Source organism: Terribacillus saccharophilus (assembly GCF_000725365.1).
Classification (GTDB): domain Bacteria; phylum Bacillota; class Bacilli; order Bacillales; family Amphibacillaceae; genus Terribacillus; species Terribacillus saccharophilus.
On record NZ_CP008876.1, the window covers coordinates 821092 to 841512 of the forward strand.

Annotated in this window: 14 protein-coding genes, 1 pseudogene and 1 riboswitch; of the genes and pseudogenes, 12 read left to right on the top strand and 3 right to left on the bottom strand. The window is 43.0% G+C overall.

Annotated features, from left to right (window positions below):
* Positions 1-73: 73 nt before the first annotated feature.
* From GZ22_RS04280 to GZ22_RS04290, 3 genes are read left to right on the top strand one after another with little or no spacing between them, the layout of a single operon-like run.
* Positions 74-1021, top strand: a complete 948-nt coding sequence (locus GZ22_RS04280; RefSeq protein WP_051748019.1) for an AAA family ATPase — start codon at positions 74-76, stop codon at positions 1019-1021.
* Positions 1021-2208, top strand: a complete 1188-nt coding sequence (locus GZ22_RS04285) for a DUF58 domain-containing protein (RefSeq protein ID WP_038559068.1) — start codon at positions 1021-1023, stop codon at positions 2206-2208. Before GZ22_RS04280 ends, GZ22_RS04285 begins: the two co-directional genes overlap by 1 nt.
* The gene (locus GZ22_RS04290; RefSeq protein ID WP_038559071.1) at positions 2205-3377 is read left to right on the top strand and encodes a hypothetical protein; all 1173 of its coding nucleotides are present in this window, start codon (positions 2205-2207) and stop codon (positions 3375-3377) included. The genes GZ22_RS04285 and GZ22_RS04290 overlap by 4 nt, the downstream gene beginning before the upstream one ends.
* Positions 3378-3397: 20 nt before the next feature.
* Here GZ22_RS04290 and dat read toward each other — a convergent pair whose 3' ends face one another.
* Positions 3398-4261, bottom strand: coding sequence for a D-amino-acid transaminase (gene dat / locus GZ22_RS04295; protein WP_038559075.1), 864 nt, complete (start codon positions 4259-4261; stop codon positions 3398-3400).
* Positions 4262-4532: 271 nt separating this feature from the next.
* Between dat and queG the strand changes: the two genes are divergently transcribed.
* Both queG and GZ22_RS04305 read left to right on the top strand, forming a co-directional pair.
* Positions 4533-5681, top strand: a complete 1149-nt coding sequence (gene queG, locus GZ22_RS04300; protein ID WP_038559078.1) for a tRNA epoxyqueuosine(34) reductase QueG — start codon at positions 4533-4535, stop codon at positions 5679-5681.
* A gap of 180 nt (positions 5682-5861) precedes the next feature.
* The gene (locus tag GZ22_RS04305) at positions 5862-6686 is read left to right on the top strand and encodes a methyl-accepting chemotaxis protein (protein WP_038559081.1); all 825 of its coding nucleotides are present in this window, start codon (positions 5862-5864) and stop codon (positions 6684-6686) included.
* Between the two features lie 26 nt (positions 6687-6712).
* On the opposite strand, the gene nfsA is transcribed toward GZ22_RS04305, so the two are convergent.
* Positions 6713-7462 carry an oxygen-insensitive NADPH nitroreductase gene (gene nfsA, locus GZ22_RS04310; RefSeq protein WP_038559084.1) on the bottom strand — a complete coding sequence of 250 codons (750 nt, stop codon included), beginning with the start codon at positions 7460-7462 and terminating at the stop codon, positions 6713-6715.
* Positions 7463-7707: 245 nt separating this feature from the next.
* Here nfsA and GZ22_RS04315 point away from each other — a divergent pair, with 245 nt between their 5' ends.
* The 5 genes and pseudogenes from GZ22_RS04315 (at position 7708) to GZ22_RS04335 (ending at position 12682) form a co-directional block, all read left to right on the top strand.
* Positions 7708-8559, top strand: coding sequence for an amidase domain-containing protein (locus GZ22_RS04315; RefSeq protein ID WP_038559086.1), 852 nt, complete (start codon positions 7708-7710; stop codon positions 8557-8559).
* 55 nt (positions 8560-8614) lie between these two features.
* A complete protein-coding gene (trmL, locus tag GZ22_RS04320) occupies positions 8615-9088 on the top strand; it encodes a tRNA (uridine(34)/cytosine(34)/5-carboxymethylaminomethyluridine(34)-2'-O)-methyltransferase TrmL (protein WP_038559089.1) in 474 nt (157 codons plus the stop codon).
* 163 nt (positions 9089-9251) lie between these two features.
* Positions 9252-9455: pseudogene (locus tag GZ22_RS18960) on the top strand (helix-turn-helix domain-containing protein); the annotation flags it as partial.
* A gap of 71 nt (positions 9456-9526) precedes the next feature.
* Positions 9527-9612, top strand: a riboswitch (cyclic di-GMP riboswitch).
* Positions 9613-9665: 53 nt separating this feature from the next.
* Positions 9666-10688, top strand: coding sequence for an HD-GYP domain-containing protein (locus tag GZ22_RS04330; RefSeq protein WP_038559091.1), 1023 nt, complete (start codon positions 9666-9668; stop codon positions 10686-10688).
* 98 nt (positions 10689-10786) lie between these two features.
* Positions 10787-12682 carry a PrkA family serine protein kinase gene (locus GZ22_RS04335; protein ID WP_038565609.1) on the top strand — a complete coding sequence of 632 codons (1896 nt, stop codon included), beginning with the start codon at positions 10787-10789 and terminating at the stop codon, positions 12680-12682.
* A 38-nt stretch (positions 12683-12720) separates the two neighbouring features.
* Here GZ22_RS04335 and GZ22_RS04340 read toward each other — a convergent pair whose 3' ends face one another.
* Positions 12721-13491: a sulfite exporter TauE/SafE family protein gene (locus GZ22_RS04340; protein ID WP_038559094.1), complete on the bottom strand. Its 771-nt coding sequence runs from the start codon at positions 13489-13491 to the stop codon at positions 12721-12723.
* A 94-nt stretch (positions 13492-13585) separates the two neighbouring features.
* Between GZ22_RS04340 and GZ22_RS04345 the strand changes: the two genes are divergently transcribed.
* Positions 13586-14485: a LysR family transcriptional regulator gene (locus GZ22_RS04345; protein WP_051748021.1), complete on the top strand. Its 900-nt coding sequence runs from the start codon at positions 13586-13588 to the stop codon at positions 14483-14485.
* 156 nt (positions 14486-14641) lie between these two features.
* On the top strand, positions 14642-20416 hold the full coding sequence (locus GZ22_RS04350; RefSeq protein WP_051748022.1) for a lamin tail domain-containing metallophosphoesterase family protein: 5775 nt from the start codon (positions 14642-14644) through the stop codon (positions 20414-20416).
* Positions 20417-20421: the final 5 nt, after the last annotated feature.

Genomic DNA, 20421 nt, shown 5'->3' on the forward strand with positions numbered 1-20421 from the left:
TTTTCTTAAAATTGGCAGGTTTATGCTATGATAAGGTAATTGAAAGAATATTCCAAATAGAGGTGATGTGTGCATGGAAGATAAAAAACAGTCTTTACGACGCAGCATACAATATGTGAAACAAGAAATTATCGGTCAAGATCAAGCAGTTGATCTCTTATTTGTAGCATTACTAGCAAATGGACATGTGTTATTAGAGAGTGTGCCAGGAACGGGTAAAACGAAACTGGCCAAAACGGTAGCAGCTGTCTATAGCGGACAATTCCGCCGGGTTCAGTTTACGCCGGATGTGTTGCCGAGTGATGTAACAGGAATTCAGTTTTTCAATCCGAAGAAACAGGAATTCGAGATCAGGCACGGCCCTGCATTTACGAATATGCTGCTTGCTGATGAGATTAACAGGGCAGCACCGAAAACACAATCCAGTTTGCTGGAGGTAATGGAAGAGCAGCAGCTTACAATTGATGGTGAGACATTGCCCGTTCCTGTTCCATTTATGGTTATTGCTACACAAAATCCCGTTGAGCAGGGGCAAGGAACTTATCCGCTTCCTGAAGCACAGCTTGATCGTTTTTTACTGCGAATCCAGCTGGATTATCCAGAGCTGGAGGATGAAAGGAACATACTCAATACATATAAGCAAGCTGGCAATAGTAGTGAAGCGATATTGGATCAAGAGACAGTGCTAGAGCTTCAGCAGGAAGTAAGCAACATACATATAGCAGATGATGTGAAAGATTATTTGTTATCTATCGTTCATGCCAGTCGAAATCATCCTGAAGTCCGACTTGGAGCAAGTACGCGAGCGGCACTTGCATGGCTGAAAGCCGCTCAAGCATACGCTCTTTTACATGACAGGGAATATGTTTCACCACAGGATATTAAACTATTAGCCCAGTTCATCCTTGGACATCGAATCATGCTGACCATGGAGGGAGCCATTCGGAAGACAAAGCAAGAAATCGTTGATGAAATACTAGCTAGTGCTGCTGTGCCTGTCGAAACTGGGAGTCCATTCTAATGCTGTGGAAAAGGGAAATGCCAGAAGACCGATCGGCTGATATGCTGATTTTTTTAGCTGTTGCCGCATTTCTTCTCGGGTTATGGGTTGGTATTAGGGCTTTCTTTATCCTAGCAGGAGTAATTGTTGCGATCCATTTTGTACAGCAGTTTTATAATAAACGCCTCGGTCGTTACCTGAACTTACAAAGCGAACAGAAAATCATTCGGCTTTTTCCTGGAGAAAAAGCAGTGTTTAAGTTCCGATTTGAAAATAGAGGGAATTTGTCCTTGCTTAAAGCTAATTTGAAATTTCAAGTAACGGACTCTCTTACAGCAGCTGACAGCCTGCTAGGAAAGCCGATAGTAGGAACAGATGCCCAGCTATATGAGACGTCGTTCCAAATACCTAAAAAACAAGTGCTCGAAGTCAGCCTTCCATTTACTGCAGTGAAAAGAGGACTAGCAGCACCTTCTAGTATCTCGCTTGATTTACCACTTTTCCGGATGCAGCCGCTTCAACTGTCATACCTTGGCAGATTCCAGACGAATGTAATTGTTTATCCTACTCCGGAGTTTGTTCAAGGAGTGGATTATTTTTTCAGTCAGCAGGTTGGACATGTTTTAGCAGATATTGCCCTTACAGAGGACCCACTCCAGATTAAGTCAATAAGAGATTATGTGCCAACTGATGATTTCCGTCGTATCCATTGGAAAGCTAGTGTCAGAAAGAATATGCTGCAGACGAAAGTATTGGAGCACAGCTATGATATGACAATTACGCTAATCTTGAATATTAGTACAACAAGCAGATTAGGTAATGTATATGTGTCCCCGGATCTTGAGAGGATACTGTCTTGTGCGGCTTTCATAATCTACCGGGCAGCTGAGAACGGATATCCGATTGATATGCATATCAACCTGCGGGCGAAAGGGCAGACGCATATTTTTACAGAGAGTACAGGACTGCCTGAGACAGATGTGAAAAACAATCTCGATCTGCTGGCAAGTACACATGTTGAGAATGGCATGACTGATATCGCATCTGTGCTGCATCACTTGAAAATGAGAAGAAATCAAACAATATCTATTTTGATTGGCGAATTACCGGCTTCGCTGCATGGAATGAATGGTCGTTTGTATCATGTAAATCCAGAAAAGGCTGTTTTGGAGGAAGTTACTATGAACCGGGAAAGGGTGAGAGCATGAAATATGCAGCGGGATTTACATTTCTGCTCGAAGGATTTTTCCTTTATTTGCTCTGTGTACCATTTCTAATACGGTTTGAGCAGTCACTTTTCTTCGGTTATCACTTTCTGCTTGTATCCATGCTTCTTGTCTTTTGTGTAATCAATCGATTTATACGGAGCCAGCTGCTGATTGTGCCGTTGCTTGTTACCGGCATTCTTATTGGTAGTGTGCTGCTTGAGTGGCCGATTTGGTTCACTATCATTCTTGCCACTATTCTTTATTGGAGGCTCACTGTTAAGGAGACAGAGACACAACTTGGTTTTACATATAATTATCTAATCCTATACCTCGCCCTGTTGATTGTGATTCTTCTAGTATTCTATCGAACAGAACTGGTGGCAGCAGGTTTGATTACAATTGTTGTGTACTTCGCGGGCTATTGGATTTTTCAAATTCAAGGTGTAACGCCCAAAAGAATCATCGAGACACCTGTCGTTCTTTTTCTGTTAGCAGCTACTTTCATAGGAGGGCTTGCATGGCTTCTTTATCCTGCTGTTCAAACTATTGCAGGTGGAATTTTCGGCCCAGTTTTCCGCTACGCAGGAAATGGACTGGAGTGGATGCTTACAAGACTTGGAGTTGGAGAGCAATATATCGAGCCATCATCTCCGCCAACAGTAGAGCAGGAAAACAATATAACAAAACGGCCAGAATTGCCGCCAGAGGATATGGCAGAAAAAGTAGGTGCTTCCGCAAGTATCGGAAGTACGTGGATTTGGATTGCAGTTGGAGGAGTTATATTAATACTGCTCTTAATTTGGCTTTATAAAAGGCAAAGAATCCGCAGAATAGATAATAATGACGGAGCAAGAAGGCAAGCTGGACTGCAATTGACTTTTGCACCACTTGCCGACAATACGGAAGAAAAGCACTCAGTTCCGATTGCGCCACCTGTACAGCTTGTTCGCAAGCATGTGTTTCACTTGGAACGATATGCGGATAGACATAAGAAAGGGAGAGAAAGCTTTGAGACTTGGCAAGAATGGCTTAGTCGTATCGGTATCAACGAAACAAGTCTCGGAGTCTATGAGAAAGTGAGGTATGGAGAAGTAGAAATTTCTGAAAAGGAACTACAAGCTTTTGAGCAAGACATCCGGGAGACTAAGAAACAAATGAAAGACCAATAGGATACCTATTGGTCTTTTGTTCATACAAATGCAGTAGCTTGGATTCCGCTTTCTTTTTCATAAGCGAGTTGGAGAGAGCGTGTGTTATCGCCGGGCTTTCCAGTGCCGATTTGTGTTCCCTCAATTTCGATGACAGGCATGATTTCACTCGTTGTACTAGTGATGAATACCTCATCTGCATGAAGCAGCTGGTCAGTTGTAAATGCTGATTCCTTCACTTGCAACCCTGCTTTCGGTGCAAGTGCCAATACTCTGCTGCGCACACAGCCATGCAGAATGTTTTTTGCAGCGGGATGTGTGTAAAGAATTTGATCCTTAATGATGAATACATTGGAGGACGAGCCTTCAGTAACTGTGCCATTCTTATGAAGAATAGCTTCAAAAGCTCCTCTTTCCTTAGCGGTTTGCTTGGCCAATATATTTGGCAGCAGGTTTAAACTTTTGATGTAGCATAGCTCCCATCGAATATCATCTGCCAGCACAGCATGTACGCCATGCTGAAGCGGAGAAACAGGTCTTTCGCTAGGCTCAATATAAGCATAAAAATTACTTGGCACATCTGGGAAACTATGCTCGCGTGGTGCAGAACCGCGAGTGATTTGCAGATAAAGCTTTGCATCTGTTTGTACGTCATTCTTTTCTGTCAGTTGATGGAGAGAAGCAATCAATGCATCTTTATCAAATGGAACCTCCAGCCGAATCGCTTCAGCGGAACGATAAAGCCGATCGATATGTTCCTCGAGTAAATCAAATGTTCCTTGATAAATACGGATGACCTCGTAAACACCGTCACCGAATTGCAAGCCTCGTTCTTCAAAGGGATATAAAAGTGAATCTTTCGTGATTATCCCATCTTGTGTTAATAAATAATCGTACAAGCTCATATCCAATTCCTCCCTCTTGTTAAAATTCAGTATATCAGAGGTGTAAGCAGAGGCGAGAAAAAAATTTGTCGAATTATGTTTAGAATGTTGCGTGCATGTAAAAACCTTGTTATACTACTTAACATACTATTTATAAACCGGGGTAATCATTTCGCTTGTGCACTTGTTTAATACCCTTGAGCTAACGCAGTGTCTCGTTTTAAACGTAACGAGGCATTGCGTTTTTACTATGTATATTATGGAAATAATGATATAGAAAGGAGGCCGTATAATGGATACAGAACAGCTGAAACAGGAGCTGATTGCCTACAGCAAGAAGATTGGTGTAGATAAAATCAGGTTTACCACAGCGGATGTCTTTCAGGAGTTGAAGGAAAGACTGAAACAGCAGCAGGAGAACAATTATCAGTCAGGTTTTGAGAAAGGTACAATCGAAGAACGGACTGAACCGAAGAAGCTTATGCCATCTGCTCAATCCATTATCGCAATTGCGCTCGCATATCCTTCCAGACTACCGAATGCACCAAAAAGTACGAAGGAAGAACCGCGCGGATTGTTCTGTCGGGCCTCCTGGGGAATGGATTACCATGAAGTGCTGCGCGACAGGATGAATAAATTGACTGCTTTTCTTTCAGAAAGGGTCGAAGGATTCACTTATCGTTCAATGGTTGATACAGGCGAGTTATCTGATCGTGCTGTAGCTGAACGAGCGGGGATTGGTTTCAGTGCTAAGAACAGTTTTGTTATTACGCCGGAATTCGGATCGTATGTGTATCTTGGTGAAGTGATTACCAACATACCATTCTTGCCGGATGAAGCTGTAGAGGATAGTTGCGGAACATGCACAAAATGTATTGATTCCTGTCCCACAGGGGCCCTTGTCCAAGGCGGTCAGTTGAACGCCCAGCGTTGTATTGCCTATCTTACTCAGACGAAAGATTTCCTGCCAGATGAATTTCGTTCAAAAATAGGAAACCGTATCTATGGCTGTGATACATGCCAGCTTGTTTGTCCGAAAAACAAAGGCATGGATTTCCACCTTCACGAAGAAATGGAGCCAGATCCAGAGGTTGTGAAACCGCTGCTGAAACCGTTACTCAAAATGTCTAATAAAGAATTCAAAGCAAAATTCGGTCTGATATCCGGTTCTTGGCGAGGCAAGAAACCGATTCAACGCAATGCAATACTAGCCATTGCTCATTATAAGACCACATCAGCTGTGCCGGATTTGATTGAGCTCATGGAGCAAGATCCAAGGCCTGTTATTCGTGGGACAGCCGCTTGGGCCATCGGTAAGATCGGGTTACCAGAAGGTTTCGATGCAGTGAGGAAAGCGATGGATAAAGAGCAGGACGATCAAGTAATTGAAGAAATGCGTAAAGGTCTACAGTTCGAAGAGGAATATGCAGAGACACATTGAAAAAGGGGCATAAATTACATGCTTCTTTTTTATTTCATATGGTTTAGCTGTTTCTAAGACTGGGTATTTAGTAATTAGATGGAGCGCAAGGATATTTTTTTGGGTTTTAAATGGTATAAAATACCTAAAACTATTGTCCTGCCACTATCAAATAAGTGTACAAGAAGCGAAGGGATCATAATGGAATTATTACATAGCCTAGTCGAGTCAGCAGAAGATCTACAAAAAATGATTGGTACCGATACGATGATTGGAATTACAGATAAAGAGAGATTCTTGAGTTATCTGCCTACTACAAAGGTGGATTTTGGGATTCATGTAGGAAGTCCTATACCAGTAGGAGATAAAAACTTAGAAGCCGCATTAGCTGGCCAATATGGTTCGGTTTTATTACCGCGCGAAGTGTATGGCATTCCTCTGCATGCGAAGTCCTTTCCGATTCGGAACGATAAAAAAGAGGTAATTGGTGCTTTTGCAATTGCGATTCCTCTGGATGCCCAAGAAAAAATGGAAGGGTACATTGGGAACCTGCGTCAAATAATTGATGGTCTCCAGGATAAATTGCACACCGTTTCAGCCCATTCAGAAGAGCTTGCAGCTTCCAGTGAGGAGATTGCAGCCCAGTCACAGGAATCTATGCTGCTGACAGAAACAACAGTTGGGTCAATAAGTGAGATTTCTCAAATTCAGCAGCAGACCAACATCTTAGGGTTGAATGCATCGATTGAAGCAGCTCGAGCTGGACAAGCTGGTGCGGGATTTGCTGTTGTTGCAAGTGAGGTCAGGAAACTGTCTTCCCAAACGACGGATGTTACGAAAAGTATGAGCGTTTCTCTGGAGAACATTAAGAGTAATATCACTGCCTTATCCGGAAGTGTGGAGCAAATTCGAAATGCATCCGGTGAGCAAGCAGATCTAGTAAATAACTTCAGCCAGCTTATTGACCAGTTGCACCTTTTAGGCGAAGATATGCAATCATTTTTTAAATCAGTTACATCTTCATAAAATAAGGCCGCTGCAGCGGCCTTATTTTAATGCTTTGCCCAACCCTTTTGCGTTATAAAATCCTTCATATATACGCGTTTCGGGATACGGAGTTTGTCTGTAGCCTGCTCGGTCCAGGTTGTCTTTCGATTGTTTTCAATCCGATCCACATAATAGGACTGGATGGTACGGTCATATTCCTCCAACTGAGCATTCAGCAAGCCTTTATCCACGTTATATCTGTTTTCATGATAAACACTTTCAAACGGCAGCCGTGGTTTCTTTTCATTCACTTTATCGGGATAGCCAACGGCAATTCCGAACAGCGGTAATACATGTGCAGGTACACCAAGGCTTGCAGATACACCGGCCAGATTATTTCGAAGACCGCCTATATAACAAATGCCCAGTCCCATAGATTCTGCTGCAATGGCAAGGTTTTGAGCAGCGAGCGAAGCATCGATTGTACCAATCAGCAAAGCTTCTGTACCTTGAATCGTTTCGGAAATGTCTGCCCGCAGATTGTTTGCCATTTCTCTATGGCGATAGAAATCAGCACAAAAAACAAAGAAGTGGCCATTGTTTACGACATATTCCTGGCTGCCTGCATAAGTGCTAAGCTCTTTTTTCACTAAAGGATCGCTAACACCGATAATGGAGTACGCCTGGAGGAAGCTCGACGTGGATGCTGCTTGAGCAGCGGAAACGAGTTCCTTGATTTGTTCCTCTCTGAGGCGCTCGGAAGTAAATGATCTTACTGATTTGTGGCTAAGGATAGTTTGCAAAACATCAGACATCGTATTCTCCCCCTTTTTTATAAGGATACACAAATTTGTCACATTTGTAACTAAAAATGTTTGCGCTTTCATAAATAGAATCAGACAAGCTGATGAAGCATATACTGTCATGATTCTACATACATACAAGTGAGGTGGGAGCATGGAGACATTCATGACTGTTTTATCTGTATTCGTCGTAGGCGGCTTGCTCCTCCTGCGAGGATATGCCATGTCATATCGAAGAAAGAACAGGAGGGATAGAGATGGGGAAGAGTGAACAGCTGGCGAATTATTGGTTACAAAAAGTTGATGGGAAGAAGGATGAGAATTGGCTCGTCAACCGGATTTCAACACATGAAAAAGACGGGGCGAAGGTAGCGCAGATTCGAGGAGAAGGAACAATTCTGAGCGAAGAACACGATGGAGAGGAAGACATCATCACTTATCGCTTATGCGCAACTTTTCTCGTGCATAAGCAGCATGCAACGTATCATGAAGAAGAAGTACATACGCATATAGCACGTATGCGTGATGGTCAAATCATTCATGATGAACGAGTCGAGGACGGTGTCCAGCCTCATATCCAAGGACTTGTCGTCTTTGAAAGCAATGATGAGGATTTTGACCGGCAATTCTCGTACGACAGACGGGCTGCTGTTCAGTATGCCGAACGGTGGTGGAATGATTATAATCCAGCTTACAAGAAATTTGAAGTCGATTGTACAAATTATGTCTCCCAGTGCCTCCGAGCAGGTGGGGCACCAATGCGGGGAGAGCCGAACAGGAATTCTGGATGGTGGTTCAATGGAGAAAACTGGAGCTATAGTTTCACGGTAGCGAATGCCTTGCGGTGGTATTTAAGCGGATCGACACAAGGTTTGCGCGGTAAGGAAGTAGCGGATGCAAGACTGCTGCGCCCTGGTGATGTGATTTGTTATGATTTTGAGGGTGATGGGAACTACAATCACAATACGATAGTAGTAGCCCGGAACGCACAGGGTGAGCCATTGGTTAATGCCCACACTGCCAACAGCAGAATGCGCCATTGGGCTTACGTTGACTCCCCTGCGTATACAGAGAACGTTGTGTATAAATTTTTCCAGATTGGGCTATGATCTCTGCTGTGCTATACTTGTTAGGTTGAAAGTTGAAAAGCAGAGGTGAAAGTATATGCCAAGACATATCGTACTATTCCAGCCAGAAATCCCAGCTAATACAGGTAACATTGCTCGTACCTGCCTTGCGACAGATACAGCTTTGCATCTGATTCGTCCGCTTGGTTTCTCGACGGATGACAAAATGCTGAGAAGATCAGGATTGGACTATTGGCATGACGTGGATATCCATTATTACGATAGTATAGAAGAGTTATATGAAAAATTTCCGGAAGGTTTCTTTTATTATATAGAGAACTTCGGTACCAAGCATTATTCAGATTATGATTTCAGCGATACAAATCAAGATCTGCTTTTCGTATTCGGTCGGGAGTCAACTGGTATTCCGAAAGATTTGCTTGTGGGGAAAGAAGACCAATGCCTACGTATTCATATGACAGATAAAGTTCGATCTTTGAATCTTTCGAATACGGCAGCAATTATTATTTATGAAGCTCTTCGTCAACAGCGCTTCGATGGCTTAAAATAAACTGCACCTAGCGTGCAGTTTATTTTTTTATAGTTGTTTAGACATGGTTAAAACGGGGTAAATATAGTACTTTCACATGTTTTATTTGGTAGCATTATACTAATGTTACTTATATCCGGTGGATTTACTGGTGTGGCAAGGTATAATGGAGTGCATGAATAATATGAGAGATTATACGCTATTGCTTCGGGCATTTGGAGTTAAGCTTCGTTATCTGAGAAAAAAACAGATGCTGACACAGGAAGAATTGGCTGGCATGGCGGGTTTTAATCGATCGTACTACTCCGATATTGAAAACGGAAAGCGAAATATTTCTTTTGTGGGCATCAGTAAATTGGCGATAGCGCTGAATGTAGAAATGTGTGAACTGCTGCCGACGAAAGAGGACTACCATAAGCTGCTTGATCCAGAAGCAAAAAACAACCAGGAAACAATTACATACATATACGGCAGCACTGTTGAAAAGCAGTTACGCAAAACTTGAGGGGCTAAGGAATGAGATTCTATGCCAGCCAGTTGCGAAATGGATTCTCAGGCTGCCATATACGGCAGCTTTTTTTGAAAAAGGAGAATGAAATTGATTTTAAAACGTAAACGCATCCAAGATATACTACTAGGTGATTATTTAGGCAGTGATATCGTCCTGGCAGACAAGACCAAACTGGATAAAGGGACAGTCATCACTGCAGCATTATTGGAACAACTAAAGCACAACAAAGTCCCCTCCGCCATTGTTGAAACGGCTCAAGAGGAAACAGCTGATGTATTCAGTAAGACAGATCGCCTTCAGCAGATGATTCAGCAGCTATTGGAGAAAGAAACTGATCATCAAGCAACATATAAGCGGAGTATGGAAAAGCATTTTTACACAAACCTGTCTTACATCGCTTTCGAGTACCGCTATGGAAAACTGCTTTATGAGGAAGAAAGCATCCGTTTCTTGGAGGATTTGTACATTAAAAGCCTGAAGACGATGGGAAGAAGCAGTCTTTGGCATATGCTTGAGGAAAGAGATCCATATGCCTTCATTCATTCCATGGATGTTTTTGTAATCGGTACGATGCTCGCTTATCATATGAATGTTGTCCAACTGGATCTTTGTGCTACAGGATATTTATTCCACGATATCGGAAAGCTTGAAATTCCACGCGAAATCCTCGATAAAACATCTACACTGACAAAAGAGGAATATGAAATTGTACAAACACATACGGTCAAAGGAGAGGCGCTCCTGCATCAGGCAGGTGAGCCTTTATTAGGTCGCTATGCGCGGAGTCATCACGAACGGCTGAATCGTAAAGGCTATCCAGATAGTGCTTATTTACCGGAATTAGGGGTGGATTTGCAGATTTTGGCTGTAGTCGATACGTTTTCGGCTTTGACACTTTCACGTACTTATCGGGAAGTATTGCCAGCATCAGAAGCTATTCAGCTGATGCTCGAGATGACAGAAGCATATCCGAAGAAAATCGTGAAGAAATTAGCGCAGCTGATGCACATTTTCCCTAATGATAAAAAAACACTTCAGTTTGATGATGTCATGCTGGATAAATATACGAACGAATCGTATATGGAAATTGGATGGAAGCAAAAGCCGTAAGCAGACGCGAAATGGATTTGCTGGCATGATAGCCAAATCCTGGGCATACATTAAGGTAATCGCCTTTTGTTTAACAATGCCTGGGAGGTTAATGAATGATGAATATATTGGATAAGGTACAGCAGTATCGCCAGGAACAAGAGAAGCTTCACTGGGAAGGAACGCTCGCTGATTATCTGCGTTTGTTGAAAGACCGGCCTTATCTTGCTCAATCTGCACATTCCCGTGTATATAACATGATCAAGCATAAAGGCATTGAAGAAGAAGATGGAGTGAAAAACTATAGCTTCTTCAAGGACGCGTTATTCGGTTTGGAAGAACCGCTTGAAAAGCTAGTGGAAGAATACTTCCATCCGGCTGCTCGGAGACTGGATGTACGCAAACGAATTCTCCTGCTCATGGGACCAGTAAGCGGAGGGAAATCCACGCTTGTCAGTCTGCTCAAACGAGGGTTGGAGGAATATACACTGACAGATGAAGGTGCAGTTTATGCCATAAAAGGCTGCCCAATGCATGAGGATCCGCTTCATCTGATTCCGGCTCACCTTCGCAAGGATTTCGAAGACGAGTATGGAATCCGAATTGAGGGCAATCTCTCCCCATTAAACGTCATGCGTTTGGAAGAAGAGTACGATGGAAGAATTGAGGATGTTGTTGTTGAAAGAATCTTCTTTTCCGAAGATAAAAGATCAGGAATCGGTACGTTCAGTCCTTCTGATCCTAAATCACAGGATATTGCCGATCTGACTGGCTCCATTGACTTCTCCACAATTGCGGAATATGGATCTGAATCGGATCCTAGGGCTTATCGCTTTGACGGAGAACTTAATAAAGCCAATCGCGGATTGATGGAGTTCCAGGAGATGCTGAAATGTGATGAGAAGTTTCTATGGCATCTGCTTTCCTTGACGCAGGAAGGCAATTTCAAAGCAGGACGTTTCGCGTTGATTAGTGCGGATGAATTGATCGTGGCCCATACAAATGAATCAGAGTATCGTTCATTCATATCGAATAAGAAAAATGAAGCATTGCATTCCCGGATGATCGTCATGCCGGTTCCTTACAATCTTAAGGTTGATGAAGAAGAGAAAATCTATCAAAAAATGATTTCGGAAAGCGATATAAAAGATGTTCACATCGCTCCGCATACACTGAAAATTGCAGCGATGTTCACCATTCTTACGAGATTGAAAGAATCGAACCAAGGCGGCATCAGTTTGCTGAAGAAAATGCATCTTTATAATGGGAAACAGCTGGAAGGCTTTAGTGACGCAGATATCCAGGAACTCAAAAAAGAACACAGCGATGAAGGAATGAGCGGAATTGATCCTCGCTATGTGATCAACCGAATTTCCAGTACGATCATTAAGAAGGAAATGCGTTCGATCAGTGCATTGGATGTACTTCGTTCCTTGAAGGATGGCCTAAGCAGCCATGCATCCATATCGAAAGAAGACCGCGAACGTTACTTGAACTATATTGCAGTAGCACGTAAAGAATATGATGAAATCGCGAAGAAAGAAGTACAAAAAGCATTCGTCTATTCTTATGAAGAATCAGCTAAAACATTGATGGATAACTATCTGGATAATGTAGAAGCTTATTGCAATAAAACAAAGCTGCATGATCCGCTGACGGGAGAAGAAATGCCTTCTGACGAAAAATTGATGCGTTCCATCGAGGAACAAATCGGGATTTCGGAGAATGCGAAGAAAGCTTTCCGTGAAGAAATCCTTATCCGAATTTCTGCCTATGCACGTAAAGGGAAGAAGTTCGATTATCAATCTCATGAGCGGCTGCGTGAAGCAATTCAGAAAAAGCTGTTTGCTGATCTGAAGGATGTTGTAAAAATCACGACGTCCACTAAAACTCCAGATGAGCAGCAGTTAAAGAAAATGAATGAAGTAGTCGCAACATTGATTGACGAATATGATTATAACTCCACATCTGCAAATGACCTGCTCCGTTATGTAGGAAGTTTGCTGAACAGATAAAAATAAGCCGCCGGGATTCCGGCGGCTTATTTATGTGTTTATGCAGATAATAGTAAAAATCCTGCAAATATCGGAAGCAGTACCATTGCTGTCTTCAAGTAGACAGGACGAACACGTTTTGTGAATTTCGCTCCAATATAAGAACCAATCATCGTTCCTGCAACTACTTCCAGAAGTAATTTGATATCAAGGAAGCCGAGCTGTGCATAGCCGACTCCGCCAGCCAAGGCGATTGGAATGATGATCATCATTGTCGTACCTGCAGATTGCTGCGCAGACAGTCCAAGCAGGATAAGCAGGCCGATTTGGATGAATGGAGCGGAACCGATCCCGAACAATCCGGATAGTGCTCCTGTTAAGATGCCGAGCAGTGCAGCTGAAATAAAATAGATAACTTTATTTTGGTAGATGAATGCACTCACTGTATTCTTTTTATCTGAAGGTTTGCCCATCAGCAGAAGACGAATGCAAAGAACTACGCCAGATAGGACGAGCATTCCAGCTGTAAGATAATTTAAGATATCCTCTGGGATGAATCCGGAAAAATGGGAACTGATGAAAGCGCCAACCGCTCCGAAGATTCCGATGATTAAACCGGCCCGTAATGTCACGTTCCCTTCCCTGTAGTGACTGACTGCACCCGAGAACGAGGAGAATAGCATGGATGCCAAAGCAGTGCCCAATGCCACGTGAATCGGGAAACCGAACAGCACTGTCAGGATGCTGATGATGAATCCAGATCCTCCAGCACCGACAAAGCCGACAATAAGACCGGCGGCAATCATAATAAGGATAATTTCAATAGCCATAATAGTTCCCTCATTTCTAGTTGTACTATTAGTTAACCATACGGGAATGGTATTGTATAATGCATAAATAACATATAAAACATGCAGAAAAGGTATGGGTGAACTTATGGAATGGCAGCAGTTAGTTTATTTTAAGGAAGTAGCAGAGCGAGAGCATTATCTTCAGGCAGCGAAGGCTTTGGCCATTTCACAGCCAGCTCTGAGCCGATCGATTCAGAAGCTGGAGGAACAGCTTGGAGTCCCGCTTTTTGAAAAAAGAGGGCGAGGAATTGTTCGGAGCAGTTACGGGGATGCTTTTTATACACATGCCGTCAAAATTTTAGAGGAAATGGAGAAGGCGGAAAAGCATATACGAAAGATGAAGGATCCGCAGTATGGGGAAATTACACTCGGATTTATGAGGTCGCAGGGATTACAGCATATACCGCATCTGTTAAAGCGGTTTAAGGAGATATATCCATCGGTCGAGTTCTCCCTGAATCAAGGATCGACAGAAGAACTGATCAATCAGTTAAGGGAAGGTAAGCTAGATTTGTGTATCTGCAATATGGATCAAGGAGTGGAAGGACTCTCTTGGCGAAAGCTGTGGACAGACCAGCTTTATGTTTATGTATCAGAAACACACCCGCTTGCAAATGAAAAGCAGCTAGCATTACATCAGATAGAAGAAGAGCCTTTCTTACTTATTCGACCTGGCTACAGTGCCCGGGTGATGTTTGAGCAGATAGTTGAAAAGTACGGACTTGAGCCGAAAGTGGCGTTTGAAAGTGAGGATATGATGACAATTCTGGGATTTGTCGCAGCAGGACAGGGCATTGCTCTGCTTCCATCCTTGGAGACACTTCAAATATCTCATGTCAGGAGCATTCCTCTTATCGAACCGACAGAACGGCAAATTGGTGTGGCTTGGCGCGAGGGAAGTGTGCGCTCTCCTGCAAGCGAACATTTTATTGAACAATTGGTCACTTACTCATCTAAATTTGGAGAAAAATAAAGCGGCTTACTGTTGCTTTATTTTTTTCTGGTCAACCTTTCGGATATATTGTCGAATTATTATGACAACATTTTACAATCTCTTAATTGGACCTTAATACATAAAATCTAGAATTAATGCGGGGAGACAATCCCGATAAAAGATAGGGGGAGCTATATGAAGCGTTCATATCGAATGGCTGCTGGTCTCAGCGCATGTTTGCTGCTTATGCAGACAGTTGTACCAGCATCCATTCCAGTCGTAAATGCAGAGGAGAAGCTTCGAGAAAATAAGGTTTCTATTACAGAAGTCTATGGCAGCGAGAAACAAGATGCCGGTGGTTTATCTTTTATTGAAGTACATAATGGAACAGAGGAAGCGAAATCCTGGAAAGATCTTGGAATCACATACACAACCGACCAGGAACAAAAGCTTACAATTCAAGAGCAAGAGGAGCAAATCCCTGCAGGAGGTTATGCAGTACTTGCTTTGAACAATGAGACCACAGTAGAAACTTTCAACAGTCATTTCGGAACGGAATTGACAGATGCAGCATTCACCAACGTAACAGAACCCTACATATTCCAAGACGATGAACAGCAGCTTTCCATCACTGATACAACAACTGAGCAGACCTCCGTTTCAGTTTTCCACTTCCGAGATGTAGAGCAGACAGAAAGTATTCACTTTGCAAATGATCAAAAAACACCAACCATTCTGGCATTACCATCACCAGGATCCGAAAAGATAGAGCAAGCTGAACAAGAAGAAACAGCGGAAGAATCGCAGCAGGATACCCCGGAGGAGGATGTGAAGGAAGCTCCTGTTGCAGAGGAACAAGAGTCTGAATCAGCGTCTGAGTCAGAAACAAAGGATCCGGCTCAAGAAAAACCAGCTGATGGTGCAGACGAGGAGCAGCAAACTGAAGAAGATGGCAATCAGTCCGAAAAAGGTGAGCAGGAAAAAACAGCAGAAACAGATGAGCCTGCACAGAAGGAACAACCTGAGAAATCTGTACTCGTTCACGAAGCGATTACCAATGCTGATAGCAGCGAGGACCTTACCATCCGTGCAGCAATTGAAAACGGGAATGCGGATTCGGCAATCCTCACCTATATTACTGCTCCTGGTATGAGCGAACAAAAGGTAGATATGACAGACAAAGGTGATGGCAATTGGGAAGCTATCGTTCCAAAAGAAGTGCTATGGAGCCCGAACTTCCAATACAGTATTGATGTGGTTAGTGGAGATTCCCCACTGCGTTTTCCTGACAATGGACTTCAAAGCACGCAGGTAGCAGTTAGCGAGCCTGATCCGCAGACACAGCCGCCAGTACTTATCACGGAAATCGTTCCAGACAGTGATAATGTCAGCGGTGCTGATGCGTATGAGTTCATTGAAATTTATAACAACTCCGATCAATCAATGGATTTGAAGGATTATAAACTCTCCTATCAATATCCTGATGGAAGGCAGACGGATTGGGATATCGATCGATCTGTCACGTTGGAGCCAAAGGGTAAGGCTGTAATTTGGATCAAGAATGGTGCAAACCAATCACTTGGGCTAGCTGATTTTAACAGCCATTATCAGACTGACTTGACAGAAGACCAAGTAATTGAAATTCACAATGACGGTATGGCAAATGGTTCAGCCCGTACTATTGCGTTCCAGACGGACAGTGGGGCACAACTTGCTGCAGCAAGCTACAATGACTCAGAAGGAATCGATGATACGTTTCCAAATCAAGGAATCACTTACAAAGCTTCCGGTACTGCACAAATGACGAAGGTAGGATTGCAGCTGAAGGCTTCACCTGGCGCTTTGATTGATGGACAAGTTCCAGCGGAAACCGTCAAGGTCGAAAAAGATGAAACAGCACCGGAAATTAGTCATGAGCCGGTGAAAACAGTTACCATTCCTGCTCCTCTTCAAATTGAAGCTGCTATAAAGGAAGAGAATTTCATCCAGCATGTGACGCTTTATATCAAAAAACAGGGCACAGAGGAATTCGAGCAATACAGCATGCAGCACACAGGTGAATTGTATAAAGCTGAGATTCCTACAGCTGAGCTGGAAGCTGGGACACTTGAATATTATATTGAAACTTCCGATGGGTTCAACAGTTCCAAAACAGATACGTTCAAAGTAGAAGTGAAGAAGCCTGATACTGACTTTACAACTCTTCCTTCTTTATTGGTGACAGAATTAGTCCCCGATTCTTCCAATGTAAATGGGGCGGACGGATATGAATTTATCGAAGTTTATAACAACACGACAGCTCCTATCGATATGCAAGATTATGACCTGACGTACATGTACCCAGATACGAGATTGACCACTTGGAAGCCGGACGAAAATCCAGTCATCCAGCCGGGTGAAACTGCTGTATTCTGGATTATCAATGGTTCCAATAATGATTTGACTGCAGATGATTTCAACACAAATTACGGTACGAATCTTATCCTTGGCGAAAACTTGTTCAAAGTACAGTCTGGCGGCATGGCTAACGGCGACCAGCGCGGTGTCGGTGTTGCAACTAAGGCTGGAAATGCAGTTACAATGGCGACTTATAACGAGGTCTCAGGCGTTAAGGATACGGTTGCTAATATGGGAATCAACTTTAAATATCCGCTTGATGGCTCGACAAATATGTTGAAGCTGAATGCTGGTACAGTCCTTGGAACTCCTGGAAGTGTCACTTCTGATCAAGTTCCAGGCGAACCTGTTCAAGTAGAAGAAGATTCTGTGGCACCAGAAGTGAAGGATCTAACGGATATGGAAACCATTAATCAAACGGAAGATCTGCCGATTTCTGTTGAAGCTTCTGATGATAAGGGTGTCAAACGTGTTTCTGTATTCTATCGTACAGATGGCACGAATGATTTTAAGCGAGTTGATTTAGTTAAAAATGAGCAGACAGGCTACTACCACCATACGGTTTACACACCAGAGCTGATTGCAAAGGATTATGTGGAATATTATGTAGCTGCTACAGATGGCTTCAATGAAACAAAAACAGAAACAAAACGTGTCAGTATTGAGCGTGATCAAAAAGAGTCCAGCCCGCGTTTGAATGTGGAAGAAGGACAGCTGCTTTCTGGAACATACAAGCTAAAAGCGACTTCTGATGCTGATCAGGAAACTGAATTGCTTATCGATGGAAAAGAAGTCGAGCAGACAGACAGAGCATTGGAAACAGAAGCTTATTTTGTTTTCGATGTGAACGGCATCAATACGTACTTCCAAAATGCAGTTGTACAGGATGGAGAAGTGCTGCGTATATTCGATGACTGGATTGATACGTACACAACTATCACGGTTCCTGTTGATCCAAATACGTTGAAGGAAGGGCAGAATACAATCAGTATTCATTCCGGAAACAAAGCTTCTCCGTTCCAGTTGGATTCTCCAGAAAACCGGGATGACTTTGATGCGAAAAATGTTCGGCTTGTTTTGGGAGATGGAACTGTCTTGTATGATCCGGCGTTCGCTGATCCAAATCAAGTAATTGATATTGGAGATAACGGTAATTATCGTCCAGTTCAAGACTTTACTTTCACCATCCAGCCTGAGAAATTTAAGGCAAATGCCTATAACTGGGATACGACTGAAACAGCAGATGGTAAACACACGATTGAAGCTAAGGATGGAGAAGCATCAGATAAAGTCTCCGTAACAGTAGATAATACTGTTCCTGTTCTTGAAACAACAATGGAAGATGGGAAATCGTACAAAGGTCCATTTACAATTGAAGCAAGTGCAAAAGATGCTTCAAGCGGCCTTGATAGCCTTACAGCAGAACTGGATGGTGAAGAAATTCAGCTTCCTTATGAGACTTCTTCTGCAGCCTTATCTGCTGGCGACCATAAGCTTGTGCTGCGTGCAGTGGACAAAGCTGGAAATGAAGAGGTTCGTACAGTTAACTTCTCAACCCCTGAAGAGCAGCCTGCTGCTCCAGAACTGATCAAACCGGAAGATGAAGCGGGTAATGTTGGGAAGAATCCGGAGCTTGAAGTTAAAGTAACAGATCCTACAGGAGACGATATGGACGTTACTTTCTATCAGGGGCATAAATATAAAGTCAGCCAAGATAGTGAAATCAAAGCCTACAAAAATGCAGTTGATTATGAGCCACCGTCCGACTATGCACCTGAAGGGGAAGAAGAATTCAGCAGCGAGGATATTGATAAGGTTGCAGATGTAGATGACAAGTATTTAATTAACGATAGCGAAACACAGTTCCCTTACCATCGATTTGAGGTGCCTGTTTCCAAAGACGTTGACGATAAAAATGTCGTTGAAGTCAATTGGAGCGGTAATTCCTTGCCAGGACGCAAGGTTTCTATGTACGCGTGGAACCATCAAGAAGAGGATTGGCAGCTGATTGATTACAAAGTAGCAGGAGATGAAGACTTCGATTTGCAAGGGTCGGTAAATGTCGATGAGTTTTTAAATGACTACAAGATCAATGTCCTGATTCAGGATGAGATCGCAATCGAGGATGAAGATTATGATTACTCCTTCGTCTGGATGTCTGATACACAATATTATTCTGAAAGTTATCCCCATATTTACAATGAACAGGTGAATTGGATTGCGGAAAATAGGGACAAGCTTAATATCGACTATGTGATCCATACTGGTGATTTGGTGAACTTCTCAGACCAAGAATATCAATGGGAAGTCGCAGACAAAGCGATGCAAGTATTGGATGATGCCGGCGTTCCTTACGGTGTATTGGCCGGTAACCATGATGTGGAGCAAAAGAGTAATGACTATACCGATTATTACCGATATTTCGGAGAGGACCGTTTCAAAGATAAACCTTGGTATGGCGGTTCTTATAAGAATAACAGAGGTCATTATGACTTGATTTCCTCTAACGGCAATGACTATATTATGGTCTATCTTGGCTGGGGCATCGATGATGAAGGTATTGCATGGGCAGATGAAGTTCTAAAAGCACATCCTGATCGGAAGGCAATTTTGAACTTCCATGAGTATCTGCTGTCATCCGGAAACCGACATCCAGTTGGTGAAAAGCTTTATCAGGAGCTTGTTCTGGATAATGAAAATGTGTTCGCTGTCCTATGCGGTCACTATCATGCTGCAGATATGCTTGTCGATGAAATCGACGACGATGGCGATGGTATAACTGATCGTAAAGTTTATCAAATGCTTGCCGATTACCAGGCAGGTCCTGAAGGCGGACAAGGCTATATGCGTATCTTGCTCTTTGATGCTGAGACAGATCAAATAAAAGTAAAAACATATTCTCCATATATGGATGACTACAATTATTATGATGAAGAAGAATTCCCTGGAACGGATGAGTTCTCTATAGGACTTGAATTAGATGCTCAAAAGAAACGTGTTGCTACTAACTACGTGGAAGTGAATGTTTTCGGTACGAAGGAAATCGGTAAGGCAGAAGATGTTAACAGTGGCGAAACTGCTTCTGTTACATGGGATGGATTGACCTCTGACCATAAATATGCCTGGTATGCTGTTGCAGAGGATGCTCATGGCGGCAAGACGAAATCGAATCTATGGACATTCACTACTGGCGGGGGAGCTCCTGCTCCTGAAGACAATGGCAACGAACCGCCTGCAGAGGATCCGTCTGGAGATGATGAAGCCGGCGGCGGGCAAGAAGATCCAATAATCGGCGGAGGTGAAAATCCACCTGCTGATGATGAAGAAAAACCTGGAAGCAACAATCAAAATGGAAATACGATTCTACCAGTGAATCAAACGAAACCATCAGGAGACAATACTACGAATGTTGGATCGTATGTACCTGCAGACTCTAAAAAAACGACACCATTCGGGGGAATTCTCCCGAATACAGCAAGTCAGTTATTCAATTACCTTTTGGGTGGCGCTGTTTTGCTTGTGTTAGGCGGAGCATTGTATTGGTTTAATAAAAGAAGAACAGCAAACAAATAAAAATG

Excerpts from the sequence above, each read along its gene's own strand:
- GZ22_RS04280 (WP_051748019.1), top strand. The coding sequence starts at position 74 with ATGGAAGATAAAAAACAGTCTTTACGACGCAGCATACAATATGTGAAA.
- GZ22_RS04285 (WP_038559068.1), top strand. The coding sequence starts at position 1,021 with ATGCTGTGGAAAAGGGAAATGCCAGAAGACCGATCGGCTGATATGCTG.
- GZ22_RS04290 (WP_038559071.1), top strand. The coding sequence starts at position 2,205 with ATGAAATATGCAGCGGGATTTACATTTCTGCTCGAAGGATTTTTCCTT.
- dat (WP_038559075.1), bottom strand. The coding sequence starts at position 4,261 with ATGAGCTTGTACGATTATTTATTAACACAAGATGGGATAATCACGAAA.
- queG (WP_038559078.1), top strand. The coding sequence starts at position 4,533 with ATGGATACAGAACAGCTGAAACAGGAGCTGATTGCCTACAGCAAGAAG.
- GZ22_RS04305 (WP_038559081.1), top strand. The coding sequence starts at position 5,862 with ATGGAATTATTACATAGCCTAGTCGAGTCAGCAGAAGATCTACAAAAA.
- nfsA (WP_038559084.1), bottom strand. The coding sequence starts at position 7,462 with ATGTCTGATGTTTTGCAAACTATCCTTAGCCACAAATCAGTAAGATCA.
- GZ22_RS04315 (WP_038559086.1), top strand. The coding sequence starts at position 7,708 with ATGGGGAAGAGTGAACAGCTGGCGAATTATTGGTTACAAAAAGTTGAT.
- trmL (WP_038559089.1), top strand. The coding sequence starts at position 8,615 with ATGCCAAGACATATCGTACTATTCCAGCCAGAAATCCCAGCTAATACA.
- GZ22_RS04335 (WP_038565609.1), top strand. The coding sequence starts at position 10,787 with ATGAATATATTGGATAAGGTACAGCAGTATCGCCAGGAACAAGAGAAG.
- GZ22_RS04340 (WP_038559094.1), bottom strand. The coding sequence starts at position 13,491 with ATGGCTATTGAAATTATCCTTATTATGATTGCCGCCGGTCTTATTGTC.
- GZ22_RS04345 (WP_051748021.1), top strand. The coding sequence starts at position 13,586 with ATGGGTGAACTTATGGAATGGCAGCAGTTAGTTTATTTTAAGGAAGTA.
- GZ22_RS04350 (WP_051748022.1), top strand. The coding sequence starts at position 14,642 with ATGAAGCGTTCATATCGAATGGCTGCTGGTCTCAGCGCATGTTTGCTG.